Consider the following 18,382-nt stretch of genomic DNA (forward strand, 5'->3'; position numbering starts at 1 on the left):
CTGCGATAAAGGGGGGCTATCTGCGGCGAGAATCCCGTGGATTCAAGGTTTTGGCCCGGATTTCGATTCATGAGTATAAAGCAAAAAGCACGCCCCGCCGGCTGGAGCCGGCATCCGGCGAGCCTGCCCGACTTCCGCAACCTCGGCGTGGTGCTGCGTATCCTGCTGCTGGTGAACGCGCTGGCGCTCGCCGCGCTGCTGGTGCGCAACAGCGCGCTCGCGGCATTGCCGGCGGAAGGCATGGAGATGGCGGTGCGCGTCGAGTTTCCCCTGATTCTCGGCGTCGCGGCCCTGTTCCTGCTGCAGCCGTTGCTGCGTCGGCTGCCCTACGTCGCCGGCGTGGCGGTGGTGCTCGGCGTGGTGCTGACGGTGGCGGCGGCGAGCCAGGTGTTGCTGGCACCCGTGGAGGTGGACGAGGCGCCGCGGGCGCTGATCTGGTCGTTGACGGTGGCGCTGGCGGTGCTGGCCTACTTCCACCAGCGTAACGCGGCCCAGGCGCCGGCGCTGGCCGAGGCGCGGCTCTTGGCGCTGACTGCCCGCATCCGCCCGCATTTCCTGTTCAACAGCCTGAACGGCGTGCTCGGCGTGCTGCGCCGCGATCCGCGACGGGCCGAGGAGGGCCTGGAGGAGCTGGCCGACCTGTTCCGCGCCCTGATGCAGGATAATCGCGAGCTCGTTCCGCTGGCCGACGAGATCGTCCTGTGCGAACGCTACCTGAGCCTCGAGCGCCTGCGCCTGGGCGAGCGCCTGCAGGTGAGCTGGCAGCGCGACGGGGCGGCCGACGCGGCGCTGGTGCCGCCGCTGCTGCTCCAGCCGCTGGTCGAGAACGCCGTCTATCACGGCATCGAGCCGGCGGCGGTGCCGGGCACGGTTTCGATTACCATCGCCCGGCGCGGCCCGGAGGTGCTCATCGGCATCGCCAACCCGCGCCTCGACGCGGCGAGCCACCACACGGGCAACCGCATGGCCCTCGACAACATTCGTGAGCGACTGATGCTTTTCTACGACCTCGAAGCCACCCTCGACACCGAACAGGATGCGGACGCCTTCCGGGTGCGCATCCGCCTGCCCTTCAGGAGCGAACGATGAGCGGTGCCGTCGAACACGCCTTCGCGCCGCTGTCGGTGCTGATCGTCGACGACGAGGCGCCGGCTCGCGAGCGTATCGCCGATCTGCTCGGCGACATCGCCGATACCCAGCCCACCCGGATCGCCGGCACGGCGGCCAACGGCGTCGAGGCGCTGGCGGTGCTCGAGCGCGAAGCGGTGGATCTGGTCCTCACCGACATCCAGATGCCGGCGATGGACGGCATCGAGCTGGCCCGTCACCTGGGGCGGCTCGAGCGGGCGCCGGCGGTGATCTTCACCACCGCCTACGACGAGTACGCGGTGCGCGCCTTCGAGCTGGCGGCGGTCGATTACCTGCTCAAGCCGGTGCGCGCCGCGCGGCTCGCCGAGGCCGTCGCCAAGGCGCGCCGCCTGCGACCGCCGGCCGACGAGATCCTGCGTCGGATGGCGCCGGCGACGCGCAGCCATTTCAGCATCAACGAGCGCGGGCGCATCCTGCTGGTGCCGGTGGCCGACGTGCGCTACCTGAAGGCCGAGCAGAAATACGTGGTGGCCCGCAGCGTGGCGCGGGAATATCTCCTCGACGAATCGCTGGTGCAACTGGAGGAGGAGTTCTCCGGGCGTTTTCTGCGCATCCACCGCAACTGCCTGATTGCCCGCGACGCCGTGAAGGGCGTGGCGCGCGCCACCACCGGCGTGGATGGCGAGGCGCATTGGGTGATCCTGCTCGAAGGCATTCCCGAGCAGTTGCCGGTGAGCCGGCGGCAGTGGCCGGCGGTCAAGGAGGCGCTCGGGGTGTGAAGTTCCCGGGTGCCGATGCCCCGCCGCCAACTTTGTCACGGCCGCGTCACGAACGGCGGCCGGTTTGTCTGTAATAAAATGTAAATTCTCCGCTCGCATATGACAGTGGGAGCGGTGGCGTGGGGCGGTCCTTTTCGATCTACCTCGATCTGATACGTTTTGCGGCAGCGTTTCTTGTCTATCTGTATCACTCGAATCAGCGTTTCCTGAGCACCTCCGAAGTCCCTTTCAGCGGATTCGGCCACAGTGCGGTGGTGGTGTTCTTCGTGCTGTCGGGCTTCGTCATCCGCCACGTCACCGACAGCAAGGAAGCGCACTGGGCGGACTACGTCGCCAGCCGCATCGCGCGCATCTTCTCGGTGACCGTGCCGGCGATCTTCCTGACCCTGCTGTTCGATACTGTCGGGCGCGCCTTCGCGCCCGAAATCTACGCCCACAGCGCTTCGGACCAGGTGCTGGCGCGCGTCGTGCTGAGCCTGCTGCTGCTCAACGAGGTGTGGCTGCTGTCGGTGATGAGCTTCTCGAACCTGCCGTTCTGGTCGATCTGCGTCGAGTTCTGGTACTACGCTGCCTTTGCGCTGGTGATCTTCCTGCCCCGACGGGTGGGCTGGGTCGCCGCCGCGCTGCTCGCCCTGGCGCTCGGGCCGAAGTTCATCCTGCTCGCGCCGATCTGGTGGGCGGGCGTGCTGCTCTACCGCTGGCGGATGCCGCCCTGGCTGGGCCGGCGCTCGGCGCTGGCGATGGTCGGGTTCAGCCTCACCGGCTTCTGGCTGTTCCACGCCCTCAAGATCGACCGCTGGGGTTGTCTGTGGCTCAAGGCTGCGCTCGGCCAGGACGTCGCCCAGTATCTCGGCTTTGCCAACTACGTGGTCGGCGACTACCTGCTGACGCTGCTGGTGTGCCTGAACTTCGCCGGGATGCGGGCGCTGCTGGCCGGCTCGGGCGGCTGGTTGATCGCGCTGGAACGCCCGATACGGCAGGTGGCCGGCTGCACCTTCACGCTCTACCTGCTGCATCTGCCCTTGTTCCTGATGTGGAGCGCGATCGTGCGCGGCAACCCCGCGCAGCCGTGGTACTGGCTGACGGTGACCGCCCTGGTCTTTGCCAGCGTGGTGCTCGTCAGCCGCCAGACCGAGGCGCACCGCTACCGCCTGCGCGGGTGGCTGCTGGCCCTGTTCGCTCGGCGGGGCGTGATGGCGGCCTGACCCCGCTCGCGGGCGGGAACGTCCGCTTTCGCGGGTGTTCCAAGGAGGGCTCCCGTACAATCGCGCCCATGGAAAACCCCGGCAATACTCCCTCCCTGCTTTCGTATCCCCGCCACCGGCCCATGCTTGCGCCGGCGCCCTTCCTGCCCATGAGTCGGGCCGAGATGGACGCCCTCGGCTGGGACGAATGCGACATCATCGTCGTCACCGGCGACGCGTACATCGACCACCCGAGTTTCGGCATGGCGCTGATCGGCCGCGCCCTCGAAGCCCAGGGCTTTCGTGTCGGCATCATCAGCCAGCCCGACTGGCACTCGGCCGACGCCTTCCGCGCGCTGGGCAAGCCGCGGCTGTTCTACGGCATCACCGCCGGGAACATGGATTCGATGATCAACCGCTACACCGCCGACCGCAAACCCCGTTCCGACGACGCCTACACCGCCGACGCGCAGCCCGACAAGCGCCCCGACCGCGCCGTGGTGGTCTACGCCCAGCGCGCCCGCGAGGCCTACCCGGACGCCAACATCGTGATCGGCTCCATCGAGGCCAGCCTGCGCCGCATCGCCCACTACGACCATTGGTCCGAGAAGGTGCGCCGCTCGGTGCTGCCCGATTCCAAGGCCGACCTGCTGGTGTTCGGCTCCGGCGAGCGGGCGGTGATCGCCCTCGCGCACCGCCTGGCCGCCGGCGAGCCGATCGAGCAGATCCGCGACCTGCGCGGCACGGCCTTCATGGTCAAGCCCGGCTGGCGGCCGGAGGGCTTCGTCGAGGTGGATTCCATCGCCATCGACCGCCCCGGCCCCGTCGAGCCGCATCCCGATCCCTACGCGATGGAGCCGCAGCAGACGGCGCCCGCCGCCGACGGCGCCCAGCCGGTGCGCATCGTGCCGGCCGCCGAGCGCGTCGCGGCCCGCAAGGCCGACCGGGCGAAGCAGGTGATCCGCCTGCCCGCCTACGAGGTGGTGAAGGACGACCGGGTCATGTACGCCCACGCGTCGCGCACCTTCCATCTCGAATCCAACCCCGGCAACGCCCGCGCGATGGTGCAGGCCCACGGCGTCGGCCCCGGCTGCCGCGACGTGTGGCTCAACCCGCCGCCGGTGCCGCTCACCACCGAGGAGATGGACTGGGTCTTCGGCCAGCCCTACGCCCGCCGCCCGCATCCCGCTTACGGCGAGGCGCGCATCCCGGCCTGGGACATGATCCGCTTCTCGATCAACATCATGCGCGGCTGCTTCGGCGGCTGCACCTTCTGCTCGATCACCGAGCACGAGGGCCGCATCATCCAGAGCCGCTCCGAGGCGTCGATCCTGCGCGAGATCGAGGAGATCCGCGACAAGACGCCAGGCTTCACCGGCACCATCTCGGATCTCGGCGGCCCCACCGCCAACATGTACCGCATGGCCTGCAAGGACCCGAAGATCGAGTCGTCCTGCCGTCGGCTGTCGTGCGTGTTCCCGGGCATCTGCGAGAACCTCGGCACCGACCACGGCCCGCTGGTGCGCCTGTACCGCAAGGCGCGGGCGATCCCGGGTGTCAAGAAGGTGCTGATCGGCTCCGGCCTGCGCTACGACCTCGCCGTGCGCTCGCCCGAATACGTGAAGGAACTCGTCACCCACCACGTGGGCGGCCTGCTCAAGATCGCCCCGGAGCACACCGAGGACGGCCCGCTCGGCAAGATGATGAAGCCCGGCATCGGCACCTACGACCGCTTCAAGGAGATGTTCGAGCGTTTCTCGAAAGAGGCCGGCAAGAAGCAGCACCTGATCCCGTACTTCATCGCCGCCCACCCGGGCACGACGGACGAGGACATGGTCAATCTGGCCCTGTGGCTCAAGTCGAACAATTTCAGGCTCGACCAGGTGCAGACCTTCATGCCGACGCCGATGGCGATGGCGACGACGATGTACCACTCCGGCAAGAACCCGCTTCGCAAGGTGTCGGCCACGTCCGAGTCGGTCGACACGCCCAAGTCCGGCCGTCAGCGCCGGCTCCACAAGGCGCTGCTGCGCTACCACGACCCGGAAGGCTGGCCGTTGATCCGCGAGGCGCTGCGGGCGATGGGCCGCGGCGATCTGATCGGCGCCTCGCCGCGTCATCTGGTGCCGCGCGATCAGCCGGTGATCCTCGCGCGCGGTGACAAGCCCACGGCCGGCAGTCCGCGCAAGACCGGCGGCAAGGCGGCCAGCCCGGTGGGCGCGCGTCGGGCGCCGCCGCCACGCCGTGGAGGCGGGCGGTAAGCTCTCGTCGCGAACGCGACGTGCTGCACGTCGCGCCGGCGCGCTGCCGGGTATCATGCGGCGCCCATGTCACGTGGGTTCCCGGCGCCCGCGGCCGTGTCGCACCGATCGCGGCGGCTGCGGCGGTTTGTAACAGTCCATCGTTAAGTTAAATGCTGTTACGCTGCCGTGGGGGCGCTGCCGTTTCAATGTCCCGTCATTCGTTGGTGAAAAGTGGAAAAGCTAGTCTATCGTTCGAGCCTCAGCGGGCGGATCGCCTCGCTGATCGATGTCGGTTTCGGCACCTTCCGGGGGTTCGTGCGGTTGGTCCTGGGGGAGCTGGCCTTCGTTGGTGGCGGCCTGCGGCCTTTCGTGCAGATTCGCCCCCGTGAGGTGAAGCGCCTGGTCTTCGTGTGCCTGGGCAACATCAACCGTAGTGCCTTCGGGCACGCCGTGGCCGACAAGCTCGGTGCCCAGGTGGCGTCCCTCGGCTTGTCCACCACCACCGGCGCGCCGGCCTTCGAGAAGGCGATCGCTGCGGCCCCGGTGTACGGCATCGATCTGGGCGCCCATCGCGCCACCGATTTCACGGATTTCCGTTACCAGCCCGGCGACCTGCTGCTGGCGATGGAGGTCCGCCACGTGCACGAGCTGATCCGCCGCGGCATTCCGGCCGACGCGATCGCCCTGCTGGGACACTGGTCGCGTCCGCACCGCATCCACATCCACGACCCCCACCTGCACACCGACCAGTATTTCCGTACCTGCTTCGCCATCATCCACTCGGCAGTGGCCAATCTGGTCGAGGAACTGCGCCTGGGAGAAAGCCCGTGTCTGAGCAAAAAGTGAATGTCTACCTGACCTTCGACATCGAGGTCTGGTGCGGCGGCTGGAACAACCTCGACGGCAACTTCCCGGGCAGCTTCGAGCGCTACGTCTATGGCCGCTCGCCGAAGGGCGACTACGCGCTGCCGAAGACCCTCGAAATCCTCGACCGCAACGGCCTCAAAGGGGTGTTCTTCGTCGAGCCGCTGTTCGCGGCGCGCTTCGGCGTGGACAAGCTGGCGGTGATCGTCGACCTGATCCGCGCCGGCGGCCACGACGTGCAGCTGCATCTGCACCCCGAGTGGTCGGACGAGCTGACCCCGCTGCCGTTTCCCGGCGCCAGCCGCAAGCGCCAGCACCTGGCCTTCTACACCCTCGAGGAGCAGACCATCCTGATCCGGATGGGCCTCGACCTGCTGGCCCAGGTGGGCTGCGCCCCGATCACGGCCTTCCGGGCCGGCAGCTTCGCGGCCAACGCCGATACCTTCCGCGCCCTGCGCGCCTGCGGACTGACGGTGGATTTCAGCCTCAACGAAGTGTGCGCCGACAGCGGTCCCGACCTGCGCGGCAAGGTCGACTTCCTGAATCCCCAGCGCATCGACGGCGTGCAGAGCGTGCCGATGACGATCTTCCGCGACGGCACCGGGCGCCTGCGTCCGGCGCAGCTGGGCGCCTGCAGCGTCGCCGAACTGTGTGGCGCGCTCGAATCGGCGCGCGGGCGCGGTGTCGAGCACTTCGTCATGCTGTCGCACAACTTCGAGATGCTCAAGCAGGGGCGCAGCGAGCCGGATGCCATCGTGGTGCGGCGGTTTGAAAAAATATGCAAATTTTTGGCGCGCCGGCGTGATGAATTTACTGTCGCCACCGCGGCTATGCTGCCAACATTCCACCCCGGTTCGCAGCCCCGCCTTCCGGTTGCCAGCCTGCCCGCAACGCTCTGGCGCCACGGGGAGCAGCTGGCTCGCCGCTTCCTCGGATGACGCTCCCGGCCCATGGTCGGGTGTTTTCCTGATCGTGTCGCCCGCGCACCGCTCTTGCTCCGACTTCCCGAGGCCTTCATGACGCGCATCCCTTTCTTCCGACCGGTCTGCGCCCGCCTCGCCGGAGGACGGCCGTGAGCGACGGGGCCGACGTCCGGCCGCCGCCGCTGCTGCGGGATCGCCGCCGTGCCGCCGCGGTCCGTTATGCCATCACCGGCGTGGCGCTGCTGCTGCTCGACATGGCGGTGTTCTTCGTGCTGGCGCGCGGACTGCAGGTCGAGCCGGCCCTGGCGCAGTTCGCGGCCCGCGCGGCCGGTGCGGTGGCGGGCTTCTTCGGTCACAAGAATTTCTCCTTCCGCAACACCGGCGACGGGCCGGCGATGCCGCTGCGCCAGGTGCTGCTTTATGCCACCGTGACCGCGATCACCCTCTGCGTGTCGCCGCTGGTGCTGGTCGGGTTGCTGGCGTTGTCGGACAACCTCGTGGCCGCCAAGCTCGGCACCGAGGTGGTGATGGTGGCCTTCAATTATTTTTGCCTCAGTAGGGTGTTCCGATGAAACTGGATACGGACAGGGTTGAGGTGTCGGTCGTCGTGCCGGCCTTCAACGAAGCCGAGGGGCTGCCCCGCTTTCTCGAAGAGATCGACCGGGTGATCGCGTCCCTCGATGTGCGCGCCGAGCTGGTTTTCGTGAACGATGGCTCGCAGGACGGCACCGAAGCGGTGTTGCAAGACATCGCACGTTTCCGGCCCGACGTGGTGCCGGTCAATTTTGCGCGCAACTTCGGCAAGGAAGCCGCGATGGCCGCCGGGCTCGCGGTGGCGAGCGGCGAGTGCGTGGTGTTCATGGACGCCGATCTGCAGCATCCGCCGCAGATCCTCGGCGAACTGCTCGCCAAGTGGCGCGAGGGCTACGACGTGGTGAATGGCCGCAAGCGCCGCCGCGGACAAGAGCCGGCCGTGTATCGCGCCTTCGCCAACCTGTTCAACGGCCTCATGAGCCGCGCGGTGGGGGGCGACATGGCTGGCGCCAGCGACTTCAAGCTGCTCGACCGCCAGGTGGTGGACACCCTGCTGCAGTTCCCCGAGCGCAATCGTTTTTTCCGCGGCATGGTGACCTGGGTTGGCTTCCGGGTGGCGGACGTGGAGTTCGACGTGCAGGAGCGCGAGATCGGCGCCACCAAGTGGTCGCTCGGTTCGCTGATGCGCTACTCGCTCAACAACCTGCTGGCCTTCTCGTCGATGCCACTGGTTGCGGTGGCCTACGTGGGCTTCGCCACCGTCGGCCTCGGCAGCCTGCTGCTGCTGCAGACGTTGTACCGTTACTTCGCCGGCACCGCGGCGATCGGCTTCACCACCGTGATCGCCGTGCAGGTGATGCTCGGCGGCATGATCCTGATGGCGCTGGGCGTCATCTCGATCTACATGGCGCGCATGTACGACGAGCAGAAGCAGCGCCCGATGTTCATCATCCGTCGCCCGCGTCCGCGCCAGGCGAGCCGCGGCGGCGTGGACCGCAGCCCGCTGACCATCGCCGGCGGGCGCGATTTCGGAGACGGCCAATGATCGGGCTCACCCGCAGTGAATCGCCGCTGACGCTGGCGGAAGGCGTCAAGGCCTTCGGGGTATTCCTGGTGCTCGCGCTGGTGCTGCATTTCCCGCACTACGGTTCGCACTACGGCGACCCCAACTTCGACTTCTACCTGCACTACCACTGGGCGAAGGAATACGCCGAGAGCGTCGCCCATGGCTGGTGGTATCCGCGCTGGACCTTCTTCGCCCGCTTCGGCCTGGGCGAGCCGGTGTTCGTGTTCTACTCGCCGCTCTACTACCTGCTGTCGGCGCTGCTGGCGCTGGGCGGAATGACCGTCTGGAACGCGATGCACGTGGTCGAGGTGCTGAGCAACGCGGTGTTCGGGCTGTTCGTCTATCTCACCTGCCGTCACTACGCGAGCAACCGGCTGGCCCTGGTGGCCGGCTTCGCGGCGTCGCTCAACCCCTTTCTGGTGATGCTGCATTACAAGTTCCAGGGCTTCGCCTGGGCGTCGGTGGGCTACGCGGCCCACGGGATGCTGCTGTGGGCGATGTTCCGACCCAAGGCCGACCCGGCGCGCATCAACCTGCTTGCCGCGGTGGCCCTCGGCATCGCAGTGGTCGGCCACACGATGAGCACCCTGGTGATGCTGGTCTGCTACTCGGCGGCGGTGTTCGTCGCGCCGGCGGGCGGCGGCGAAGTGCGGGTGGCGGGGCTGCCGCGGCGTCTCGTCGCCTGGGGCTGCACCGTGGCACTGGGCCTCGGCATGGGGGCGATCTACCTGTTGCCGGCACTCGGTTCCCAGTCGCTGATCAATACCGACGCCTGGACCGGCCCGCACATCCTGCAGGCCTTCGCCTGGCCGACCTTCTCGGCGGTGATCCACGGCGTGCAGTGGTTCTCCTTCCAGTGGCCGCTGGCGGTGCCGGTGCTGGCCTTGCTGGTGGTGCAGGCGTGGTTCCTGTTCAAGTTGAAGGGTGCCGACGGGCAGCCGATCCGGCCGTTGCTGATGCAGCTCTTCCTGGTGCTGGCGGTGGCGGTGTTCTTCGCCTCGGAGCTGTCGTACCCGCTGTGGACGATCCAGTCGCCGCTGCTGCGCATCCAGTTGCCTTATCGCTTCCTGTCGGTGGCCTATGTGATGGTGATCGTCATCGGTGTGCTGGCGGCCCAGGCGGCGCGGGCCCGAGGCCGTCGCGGCTGGGAGATCGGCCTGGTCCGCTCGGTGGCGGCGGTGGGCGTGCTGGGGCTGTTGATCGCCGCCAAGGCGACTTACCTGGACGGTGGCAAGCTGCTGCCGGCGATGGCCCGCGACCAGTATTCGTTCGAGCTGCTGCCCCAGTGGTCGCGCACGCCCGACGGGGGCTTCGCCTGCGCTGTCGACCGCAATGCCTGCCTGCGTCTGCCGCTGAGTGCGGGGGCTTTCCGCGGTACGCCGGAATACGCCACCAAGCACGCCACGCCGGCGTTCTTCGACTGGGCGATGGCGGGCTTCGCGAAGGAGTGCGCGCAGCGCGGCGCGGTGTGCGGTCCGGCCCGCTACGTGTCCAACACCGTCGGCTGGCACATCGAGGCGCGCGCGGCGACGCCGCTGCGTCTGCCGGTGTTCCTGTTCCCGATGTGGGCGGTCGAGGTGGATGGCAAGCCCGTCCCGGCGGTGCACGACCCCGAAACAGGCTTGATCCAGGTCGAACTCGCACCCGGCGCCCACGAGGTGCGGCTCGAATGGACGGAGACGCCGCTGTTCGCGATGGCACGCTGGGTCACAATCGTTTCCATCGGTGTGTTGATCGTGCTCGGGCTTGCTGGCAGAGTTCGACGTGGTGCCCATTTCGGGTAGATGTTCGGTTGAAGAGTGTCCATGACAGAAAAGTCAGTCCGTCCGCCGTGCTACGTGCTCGGCATCGAAACCCAGATCGGCCTGAGCCTGGTTCGCGAACTGGGCGAAGCGGGCGTCCCGGTGATCGGCATCGCCGCCCGGGACGACGCCATCGGGCTGCAGTCCCGTTACCTGACCCACGGCGAAGTGTTGCGCCACCCGCGCACCGACCAGGGCCTGGCCGAGCTGCGAGCCATCGGCGAAGGTCACGGTGCGGGTTATCTGCTGACCGTCTCGGAGGCCAATACCACCTGGCTCATCGATAACCGCGACCGCCTCGGGGTGCTGCAGCCGCTGCTGCCGTCGAAGGAGGCCTTCGAGGTGGTGCTCGACAAGGAGCGCACCCTCGAGGTGGCCGAGGCGGTGGGCATCGAGGTGCCGCAAAGCGCCAACCCGACCTCCTGGGACGAGGTCGAGGCGCTGGCCCGCAGCTTCCCTTTCCCGGCGGTATTGAAGTGGGCCGACCCCAACGGCGTGGCCCCGGCGCTGCACGCCAAAGGCATCGAGCTGGTCAAGGCCGAGTACGTCTATACCGCCGAGGAGTTCCTGCGCGTGGCCGGGCGCTATCGGCCGGTGGGCGTCTGGCCGCTGGTGCAGGCGTACTGCGCCGGGGTTGGCCTGGGTCAGTTCTTCTTCATGCACCGGGGCAAGGCGGTGCGGCGCTTCCAGCATCTGCGGGTGGCCGAGTGGCCGCCCGAGGGTGGGTTTTCGAGCGTCTGCGACGCGGTGCCGCTGGAGCGCTTCCGCGAATTGCAGGCGCTGTCGATCCGTCTGCTCCAGGCGATCGGCTGGGAGGGCGTGGCGATGGTCGAATACCGCTACGATCCGGCGAGTGGGCGGGCCGTGCTGATGGAAGTGAACGGCCGCTTCTGGGGAAGCTTCCCGCTGGCGATGTACTGCGGGGCGGGCTTCGGTCTGCTCGCCTACAGCCTGCAGGGGCAGGGCTTGATGCCCGAGCTGCCGCCGCTGCGCGAGAACCTGCGCTGCCGCATGGTGGCGACCGAGATCAAGCGCCTGAAGCGCATCCTGCTCGAGCCGGGGCAGATCCGCGACCGCAGTTTCCGCGTCCGGCCGGTGCGCGAGGTGTTGCGTTTCGCGGTGGATTTCCTGCGCCCGTCGGTGCGCTACTACGTCTGGAGCCTGCGCGACATCAAGCCCTTCTTCCGCGACGTGAAGAACGCGCTGGGCATCTGACCCGGCGTCGGCCGCCATCCGGCCGGGCGTGAACGAAACCAGCCGGGCGCGCGCCCGGCTGTTTTCGTTTCAGGGGCGCCGTGGCCCTTGCTTGGTGGGATCAGCGTCCGAAATGGGCCTTGACGCGCGCGACGCACTGGTCCTTGGCGTCGCCGGCGAGGGCGTCGCACTTTTCCTTTTCGGTGGCGTAGGCCGCGTCGTTCTTGGCCTCGGCGGCGTCATGCCAGGCTTCCTGGGTCTTCAGGCGGGCCTTGGCGTCTTCCTGGGCGTGCACGTAGGCTTCCTTGGCTTCCTTCTTGCACACGTCCTTGGCGTTGCCGGTCTTGTCGTCGCACATTTCCTTGGCGAGCTTGTAGTCCGCTTCGGCGATTTCCTTGCGGGCGTCGTAGGCCGCGGCTGCGGTGCCCTTGGCGCGGGCGTGGGCACTTTCGACCGTGCGGGTGCGCTCGGCCTTGGCCTTCAGCTTGCACACGTCGGCGCCGTTGCCGGAGAGCTTGGCGCATTCCTTCAGGGCGGCGTCGTAGGTCTGCTCGGCCTGCTGCTTGGTGGCGTCGTAGGGGGCGGTGCTGCTCGCCGCGAAGGCGGGAGCGGCCGTCAGGGCGGCGACGGCGAAGGCGGGCAGGATGCGGCGGGCGAAGTGGGAAATCATGGCGTTGCTCCTTGTCGTGTTGGCTGAGGTCGGTGGCGCGGTGTCGCGGCGGGGGGCCGGCGGCTGCGTCACTGGCTGTCAGATTACGGATCGGCGCGGGTCGCCACCGCCGGCGTGCGCCTACAGCCCCTGCCGGGGAAGGCCGAAAAGCGCGTAAGCCGATGCCTACGCGTGGTGGGCGGACGCCGGACGTGAAAACGGCCAGCCCAAGGGCCGGCCGTTGCGGAGCCGCGAAGCGCAGGCTTCAGCCGCTGTTGCGCAGGCCCGCGGCGACGCCGTTGATCGACAGCAGGATACCGCGCCGCACGCGCTCGTCCTGGTGACCGTCGCGGTAGCGGTGGAGGAGTTCGACCTGCACGTGGTTGAGCGGATCGAGGTACGGGAAGCGGTTGTGGATCGAGCGCTTGAGGAGCGGGTTGGCGTCGAGCAGCGCGCCCTGGCCGGAGATGGTGAGCAGGGCCTGCAGGGTGTCGGCGTGTTCCTGCTCGATGCGCGGGAAGATCGCCTCGCGCAGCGCGCCGTCCTTCACCAGATCGGCGTAGCGGCTGGCGATGGCGATGTCGCTCTTGGCGAGCACCATGTCCATGTTGGAGAGCAGGGTGGCGAAGAACGACCATTCCTTGTGCATCGCCTTGAGGCGCGCGAGGCCGGCGTCGCCGTGCTTCGCCAGGTAGGCCTGCACCGCGGAACCGAAGCCGTACCAGCCCGGCAGCATCAGCCGGCACTGGGCCCAGCTGAACACCCACGGGATCGCCCGCAGGTCTTCGATGGCCGTCGACTTTTTGCGCGAGGCGGGGCGGCTGCCGATGTTGAGGGCGGCGATTTCGGAGATCACGGTGGATTCCCAGAAATAGCGCTCGAAGCCGTCGGTCTCGTAGACCAGGTTGCGGTAGGCCTTGAAGGCGCCGTCGGAGAGCTCGTCCATCGCCTCGAGGTATTCGGGGCGCGGGGCCGGGTCGCGCGGGGCGAAGAGGGTGGCTTCGAGCGTGGCGGCGGCGAGCACCTCCAGGTTGCGGCGGCCGACTTCCGGGTTGGCGTACTTGGAGGCAATCACCTCGCCCTGCTCGGTGAGGCGGATCTGGCCTTGCACGGCGCCGCCCGGCTGGGCCAGGATCGCCTGGTAGCTGGGGCCGCCGCCGCGGCCGACCGAGCCGCCGCGGCCGTGGAACAGGCGCAGGCGCACGTTGTGGCGGGCGAAGGTGTCCACGAGGCCGATCTCGGCCTTGTAGAGCTCCCAGCCGGAGGTGAGGAAGCCGCCGTCCTTGTTGCTGTCGGAGTAGCCGAGCATCACTTCCTGCTCCCGCTTGCGGGATTCCAGCAGCGCCATGTAGGCGGGGATGGCGAACAGCCGGTCCATCACGCCAGCGGCGTTCTGCAGGTCGCCGATGGTCTCGAAGAGCGGGATGATGTTCACGTCGAGCACGCCTTCGGCCGGGCGCAGCAGGCCGGCTTCCTTGGCGAGCACGGCGACCTCCAGCAGGTCGGAGACGTCGTCGGTCTTGGAGATGATGCAGTTGGGCACCGCGGCCTTGCCGTAGCGCAGGTGGGCGGCGCGGGCGGCGCGGAAGATCGCCAGCTCGCCGCGGGTCTCGTCGGAGTAATCGAGCCACGGCGAGGCGAGCAGGCGCGGGCTGGCGAGCTCATCGAGCAGCATCTCGACGCGGCCGGCCTCGTCGAGCGCGAGGTAGTCGCGGGCGGGGTCGATGGACTTGATGAGTTCGGCCACCACGCGTTCATGCACGTCGGAGTTCTGGCGCAGGTCGATGGGCGCCAGATGGAAGCCGAACACCGACACCGCCCGGCGCAGCAGGCGCAGGCGGCCGCGGGCGAGGCTGCCCAGGCCGTTGGCGGTGAGGGAGCGGTGGATCACCTCCAACTCGTCGGCCAGCGCCTCGGGGCTGTCGTAGGGCGCGGCCGGGGCAACGGCGTGGCGCGGCGGCTGGTGGCCGAGCAGGCGCGCGTAGGTGGCGGCGAGGCGCGCATACACGCCGGTGAGCGCGCGCCGGTAGGGCTCGTCGGCGCGGTGCGGCGAGCCGTCCGGCGAGGCTTCGGCGAGGCGCAGCAGCGCGTCGGAGGCGCTCACCAGGCCCTGGGCGATGGACAGCTGCGAGCCCAGGGTGTGCACCTCGTCCATGTAGAAGGTGAGGACCTTCTCGGCCTGCACGGCGAGCGCCTTTTCGAGGATTTCGGCGGTGACGAAGGGGTTGCCGTCCCGGTCGCCGCCGATCCAGCTGCCCACCTTCATGAAGTTGGGCAGCTCCAGCGCGCCCCAGCTACGGTCGTGGGCGGCGAGGCGGTCCTCGACGCCGGCGTAAAGACGCGGCAGCTCGCGCAGGAAGGTGTAGTCGAAGTACGACAGGCCGTTGGTGACTTCGTCCATCACCGACAGCTTCTCGGTGCGCAGCATCCGCGTCTGCCACAGGGTGAGCACGGCACGGCGCAGCGCTTCGTCGTTGGCGTCCTGCTCCTCGGGCGTGAGCTGCATGCGGTCGCGCTCGTCGAGCAGGCGGGCGATCGCCATCTGGCAGTTGAGGATGCTCTTGCGCTGCACTTCGGTCGGGTGGGCGGTGAGCACCGGCACCACGTTGGCGGTTTCGAAGAAGGCGGACAGCTCCGGCGCCGCCATGCCGGCGTCGAAGGCGCGCTGCAGGGCGTGGGCGAGGCTGCCCTCGCGCGGCGCGGAGCCGGCGATCTGGTGGGCGCGGGAGCGGCGGATGTGGTGCTGGTCCTCGGCGATGTTGGCCAGGTGCGAGAAGTAGCTGAAGGCCCGCACCACGTCGATGGTCTGGTCGCGGGAGAGGGAGTCCAGCGTGGCTTCGAGTTCGCGGCGGGCGGCGTGGTCTTCGTGGCGGCGGAAGCGGATCGAGCACTGGCGGATCGCCTCGACCAGATCGAACACGGCCTCGCCCTCCTGGGCGCGCACGGTGTCGCCGAGAATGCGGCCGAGCAGGCGGATGTCGTCGCGCAGGGGGAGGTCTTTGTCGTCGCTCTTGTTGTGTTCGCTCATCGGAAATCCTGTCCAGTCGGTTGCGGTCGGCGCGGGAGGCGCAGCAGGGGGCCATGCTAGAATCCCGGCCCGGATGCCCGCCATAGGTGGCTACCCTGATGCTGCACTGCAGAAGCCGCAGATTGCCGCCCGAGCCCGCCGCTGTCCATCCTCGCGTCACCACCATCAACCCTTGCCGAGCCCGAATACCGTGAGCGCCCCTACGCCCGACCGCATCGTCATCGCCACCCGTGAAAGCCGCCTCGCCCTGTGGCAGGCCGAGCACGTCAAGGCCCGCCTCGAAGCCCTCTACCCGTCCTGCAAGGTCGAACTGCTGGGCATGACCACCCGCGGCGACCAGATCCTCGACCGGCCGCTGGCCAAGGTCGGCGGCAAGGGCCTGTTCGTCAAGGAACTCGAAACCGCGCTCCTCGACCGCGCCGCCGACATCGCCGTGCATTCGATGAAGGACGTGCCGATGACCCTCGCGCCCGAGTTCGCGCTGGTGGCCATCGCCGAGCGCGAGGTGCCGCTCGACGCCTTCGTCTCCAACAAGTACGAGAGCCTCGACGACATGCCACCGGGCGCCGTGGTGGGCACCTCCAGCCTGCGCCGCGAATCCCAGATCCACGCCCAGTACCCGATGCTGGCCGTCACCAGCCTGCGCGGCAACCTCGACACCCGCCTGCGCAAGCTCGACGAAGGCCAGTACGACGCGATCATCCTCGCCGCCGCCGGCCTGACCCGCCTGGGCCTCGCCAGCCGCATCCGCGCCACGCTGTCGTCCGACGTGTCCCTGCCGGCCGCCGGCCAGGGTGCGCTGGGCATCGAGGCGCTGTCCGACCGGCCCGAAGTCGCTGCTTGGATCGCCCCGCTCGCCGACGCCAACTCCGCTGCCTGCGTCCGCGCCGAGCGCGCCACCTCCCGCGCCCTGGCCGGCAGCTGCGAAGTGCCGCTGGGCGCCTACGCCGAAGTGAAGGACGGCGAACTGTGGCTGCGCGGCTTCGTCGCCCTGCCCGACGGCTCGCGCATCGCCCGCGCCGAGCGCCGCGGCCCGATCGACCAGCCCGAAGCCCTCGGCCTCGCGCTGGCCGAAGACCTGCGCGCCGACGGCGCCGACGACATCCTCGCCGGCCTGTAAGCCCGCGACATGGCCGGCCAGCCGCTCGCCGGGCGCAGCGTCGTCGTCACCCGTCCAGCCGGGCAGGCCGATGCGCTGTGCGCGGCGCTGGCCGCGCTGGGCGCCGAGCCGTTGCGCTTTCCGCTGCTCACCATCGCGCCCGTGGCCGATCCGGCGCCGCTGGTGGCGATGGCGCGTCGCCTCGCCGATTTCTCCCTCGCCTTCTTCGTCAGTCCCAACGCCGTCCAGTTCGCCCTCGACGCCATGCTGCCGGTGGCGCCGTGGCCCGCTTCGACGCGTGTCGCCACCGTCGGCAAGGGCAGTGAGGCGGCGTTGGCGGCACGCGGTTTCGCCGACGTGATCGCGCCCCAGTACGGCTTCGACAGCGAAGCGGTGCTCGCCCTGCCGGCCTTCCAGCCTGCCGCCGTGGCAGGCCGGCGCGTGCTGATCCTGCGTGGCGACGGTGGTCGCGACCTGCTCGGTGACACCCTGGTCCGTCGCGGCGCCACCGTCGAATACCTCACCTGCTACCACCGTGGCGGCCCGGTGGACGACCCGGCGCCCCTCGTCGCCCGTGCCCGCCGCGGCCGCCTCGACGCCCTGACCCTCACCAGCAGCGAGGGCGTCGGTCATCTGCTCGCCCTGCCAGGTGTCGAGGCGCTGCGCTCGGTGCCGGTGTTCGCGCCCCATCCGCGCATCGCCGCCGCCGCCCGCGACGCCGGATTCGCCACCGTCATCGCCACCGACGCCGCCGACCGGGGCCTGCTCGACGGCCTCGTCGCCCATTTTTCCGCGCCCAACCTCAAGGCCCATCCGGGTTAAACTCCACCCATGAGCAGCGAAAACCCCAGCCTCCCGCCCCCCGATTCCGCCCGGCCGGCGCCTGCGCCGTCGGCGTGGCGTCGTCCTTCCGCCTTCATCGCCGCCGCCGCGCTGGCCCTGCTCGGCTGGCAGTGGCTCGAAACCCGTGGCCGTGTCGCCGACATGCAGGAAGACCTGGCGCGCCGCCTCGCCGACAGCGACACCGTCGCCAAGGAAAGCCGCGCGCTGGCCAAGCAGGCCCAGGAAAACCTCCAGGACCTGCAAGGCAAGGTCGGCGCCCTCGAGGCCCGCTTCTCCGAATCCCAGGGGCAGCAGGTGGCCCTGGAGGCGATGTACCAGGAATTCTCCCGGTCCCGCGACGATCGCCTGCTCGCCGAGGTCGAACAGGCGATCGTCATCGCCGCCCAGCAGCTTCAACTGGCTGGCAACGTGCAGGCCGCGCTGTTCGCCCTGCAGACCGCCGAGGCGCGCCTCGGCAGCGTCGACCGGCCCCACTGGCTGCCGCTGCGCAAGGCCATCTCGGGCGACCTGGACGCCCTCAAGGCGTTGCCCCAGGTCGATGCGGCCAGCGTCGCGCTCAAGCTCGAGAGCCTGATCGGCCGCCTCGACACCTTGCCCCTGGCCTTCGAGGCCAAGCCGCGCGCCGAGGCCACCAAGGCCGACGAGCCGCCGCCGTCCTGGGCCCGGCGCCTGTGGCTGGATTTCTGGACCGAGTTCAGCCAGCTGGTGCGCGTCGAGCGCATGGATCGCCCCGATCCGGCGCTGCTCGCGCCGAGCAATGCGGTGTTCCTGCGCGAGAACCTCAAGCTGCGCCTCATGAACGCCCGTCTGGCCCTGCTCTCCCGTGACGGCAACACCTTCCGCGAAGACGTGCGCATCTCGGCCGACTGGCTGGCACGTTACTTCGACGTCAAGAACGCCGGTGTCGGCGCCGCCCGCGACGATCTCGCCGAGCTCCAGAAAACGCCGGTCGGCGTCGATCTGCCCAATCTCCAGGCCAGCCTCACCGCCCTGCACAGCCTGCAGTCGGTGCCCGAGCGGCGCATCGACGCGCCCGCGCCCGACAAGCCCGTCGCCGCCCCGGCGAAGAAGAACTGAGGCCGGCC

The 18,382-nt window shown here is 69.1% G+C and carries 15 protein-coding genes; 13 read left to right on the forward strand and 2 right to left on the reverse strand.

The window, feature by feature from the left end; translation table 11 throughout:
- Positions 1 to 69 precede the first annotated feature (69 nt).
- The 10 genes from ACE3P2_RS10440 (at position 70) to ACE3P2_RS10485 (ending at position 11,699) form a co-directional block, all read left to right on the forward strand.
- Complete coding sequence (locus tag ACE3P2_RS10440) at positions 70 to 1,089, forward strand: sensor histidine kinase (protein ID WP_374264137.1); 1,020 nt, start codon at positions 70 to 72, stop codon at positions 1,087 to 1,089.
- On the forward strand, positions 1,086 to 1,868 hold the full coding sequence (locus tag ACE3P2_RS10445; protein WP_374264139.1) for a LytR/AlgR family response regulator transcription factor: 783 nt from the start codon (positions 1,086 to 1,088) through the stop codon (positions 1,866 to 1,868). Before ACE3P2_RS10440 ends, ACE3P2_RS10445 begins: the two co-directional genes overlap by 4 nt.
- A 119-nt stretch (positions 1,869 to 1,987) precedes the next feature.
- Complete coding sequence (locus ACE3P2_RS10450; protein WP_374264141.1) at positions 1,988 to 3,073, forward strand: acyltransferase family protein; 1,086 nt, start codon at positions 1,988 to 1,990, stop codon at positions 3,071 to 3,073.
- A gap of 149 nt (positions 3,074 to 3,222) precedes the next feature.
- Positions 3,223 to 5,313, forward strand: coding sequence for a YgiQ family radical SAM protein (locus tag ACE3P2_RS10455; protein WP_374264223.1), 2,091 nt, complete (start codon positions 3,223 to 3,225; stop codon positions 5,311 to 5,313).
- 213 nt (positions 5,314 to 5,526) lie between these two features.
- Complete coding sequence (locus ACE3P2_RS10460; RefSeq protein ID WP_374264143.1) at positions 5,527 to 6,141, forward strand: hypothetical protein; 615 nt, start codon at positions 5,527 to 5,529, stop codon at positions 6,139 to 6,141.
- Entirely contained in the window at positions 6,123 to 7,097 is a 975-nt protein-coding gene (locus ACE3P2_RS10465; protein ID WP_374264145.1) for a hypothetical protein, read from the forward strand. Before ACE3P2_RS10460 ends, ACE3P2_RS10465 begins: the two co-directional genes overlap by 19 nt.
- Before the next feature lie 134 nt (positions 7,098 to 7,231).
- On the forward strand, positions 7,232 to 7,654 hold the full coding sequence (locus ACE3P2_RS10470) for a GtrA family protein (RefSeq protein ID WP_374264147.1): 423 nt from the start codon (positions 7,232 to 7,234) through the stop codon (positions 7,652 to 7,654).
- A complete protein-coding gene (locus ACE3P2_RS10475) occupies positions 7,651 to 8,661 on the forward strand; it encodes a glycosyltransferase family 2 protein (protein ID WP_374264149.1) in 1,011 nt (336 codons plus the stop codon). The genes ACE3P2_RS10470 and ACE3P2_RS10475 overlap by 4 nt, the downstream gene beginning before the upstream one ends.
- A complete protein-coding gene (locus ACE3P2_RS10480; protein WP_374264151.1) occupies positions 8,658 to 10,466 on the forward strand; it encodes a hypothetical protein in 1,809 nt (602 codons plus the stop codon). The genes ACE3P2_RS10475 and ACE3P2_RS10480 overlap by 4 nt, the downstream gene beginning before the upstream one ends.
- Before the next feature lie 21 nt (positions 10,467 to 10,487).
- Positions 10,488 to 11,699, forward strand: a complete 1,212-nt coding sequence (locus tag ACE3P2_RS10485; protein WP_374264153.1) for a hypothetical protein — start codon at positions 10,488 to 10,490, stop codon at positions 11,697 to 11,699.
- A gap of 100 nt (positions 11,700 to 11,799) precedes the next feature.
- Here ACE3P2_RS10485 and ACE3P2_RS10490 read toward each other — a convergent pair whose 3' ends face one another.
- A complete protein-coding gene (locus ACE3P2_RS10490) occupies positions 11,800 to 12,348 on the reverse strand; it encodes a hypothetical protein (RefSeq protein ID WP_374264155.1) in 549 nt (182 codons plus the stop codon).
- Positions 12,349 to 12,592: 244 nt separating this feature from the next.
- The gene (gene ppc / locus ACE3P2_RS10495; protein WP_374264157.1) at positions 12,593 to 15,355 is read right to left on the reverse strand and encodes a phosphoenolpyruvate carboxylase; all 2,763 of its coding nucleotides are present in this window, start codon (positions 15,353 to 15,355) and stop codon (positions 12,593 to 12,595) included.
- A 190-nt stretch (positions 15,356 to 15,545) separates the two neighbouring features.
- Here ppc and hemC point away from each other — a divergent pair, with 190 nt between their 5' ends.
- From hemC to ACE3P2_RS10510, 3 genes are read left to right on the forward strand one after another with little or no spacing between them, the layout of a single operon-like run.
- Positions 15,546 to 16,475, forward strand: coding sequence for a hydroxymethylbilane synthase (hemC, locus tag ACE3P2_RS10500; protein ID WP_374264159.1), 930 nt, complete (start codon positions 15,546 to 15,548; stop codon positions 16,473 to 16,475).
- 9 nt (positions 16,476 to 16,484) lie between these two features.
- Complete coding sequence (locus ACE3P2_RS10505) at positions 16,485 to 17,276, forward strand: uroporphyrinogen-III synthase (protein WP_374264161.1); 792 nt, start codon at positions 16,485 to 16,487, stop codon at positions 17,274 to 17,276.
- A 9-nt stretch (positions 17,277 to 17,285) separates the two neighbouring features.
- Positions 17,286 to 18,374, forward strand: a complete 1,089-nt coding sequence (locus ACE3P2_RS10510) for a uroporphyrinogen-III C-methyltransferase (RefSeq protein ID WP_374264163.1) — start codon at positions 17,286 to 17,288, stop codon at positions 18,372 to 18,374.
- The last annotated feature ends 8 nt before the right edge of the window (positions 18,375 to 18,382 follow it).

Origin of the sequence: Zoogloea sp. (genome assembly GCF_041911615.1) — a bacterium.
In the GTDB taxonomy this organism is placed as follows: domain Bacteria; phylum Pseudomonadota; class Gammaproteobacteria; order Burkholderiales; family Rhodocyclaceae; genus Zoogloea.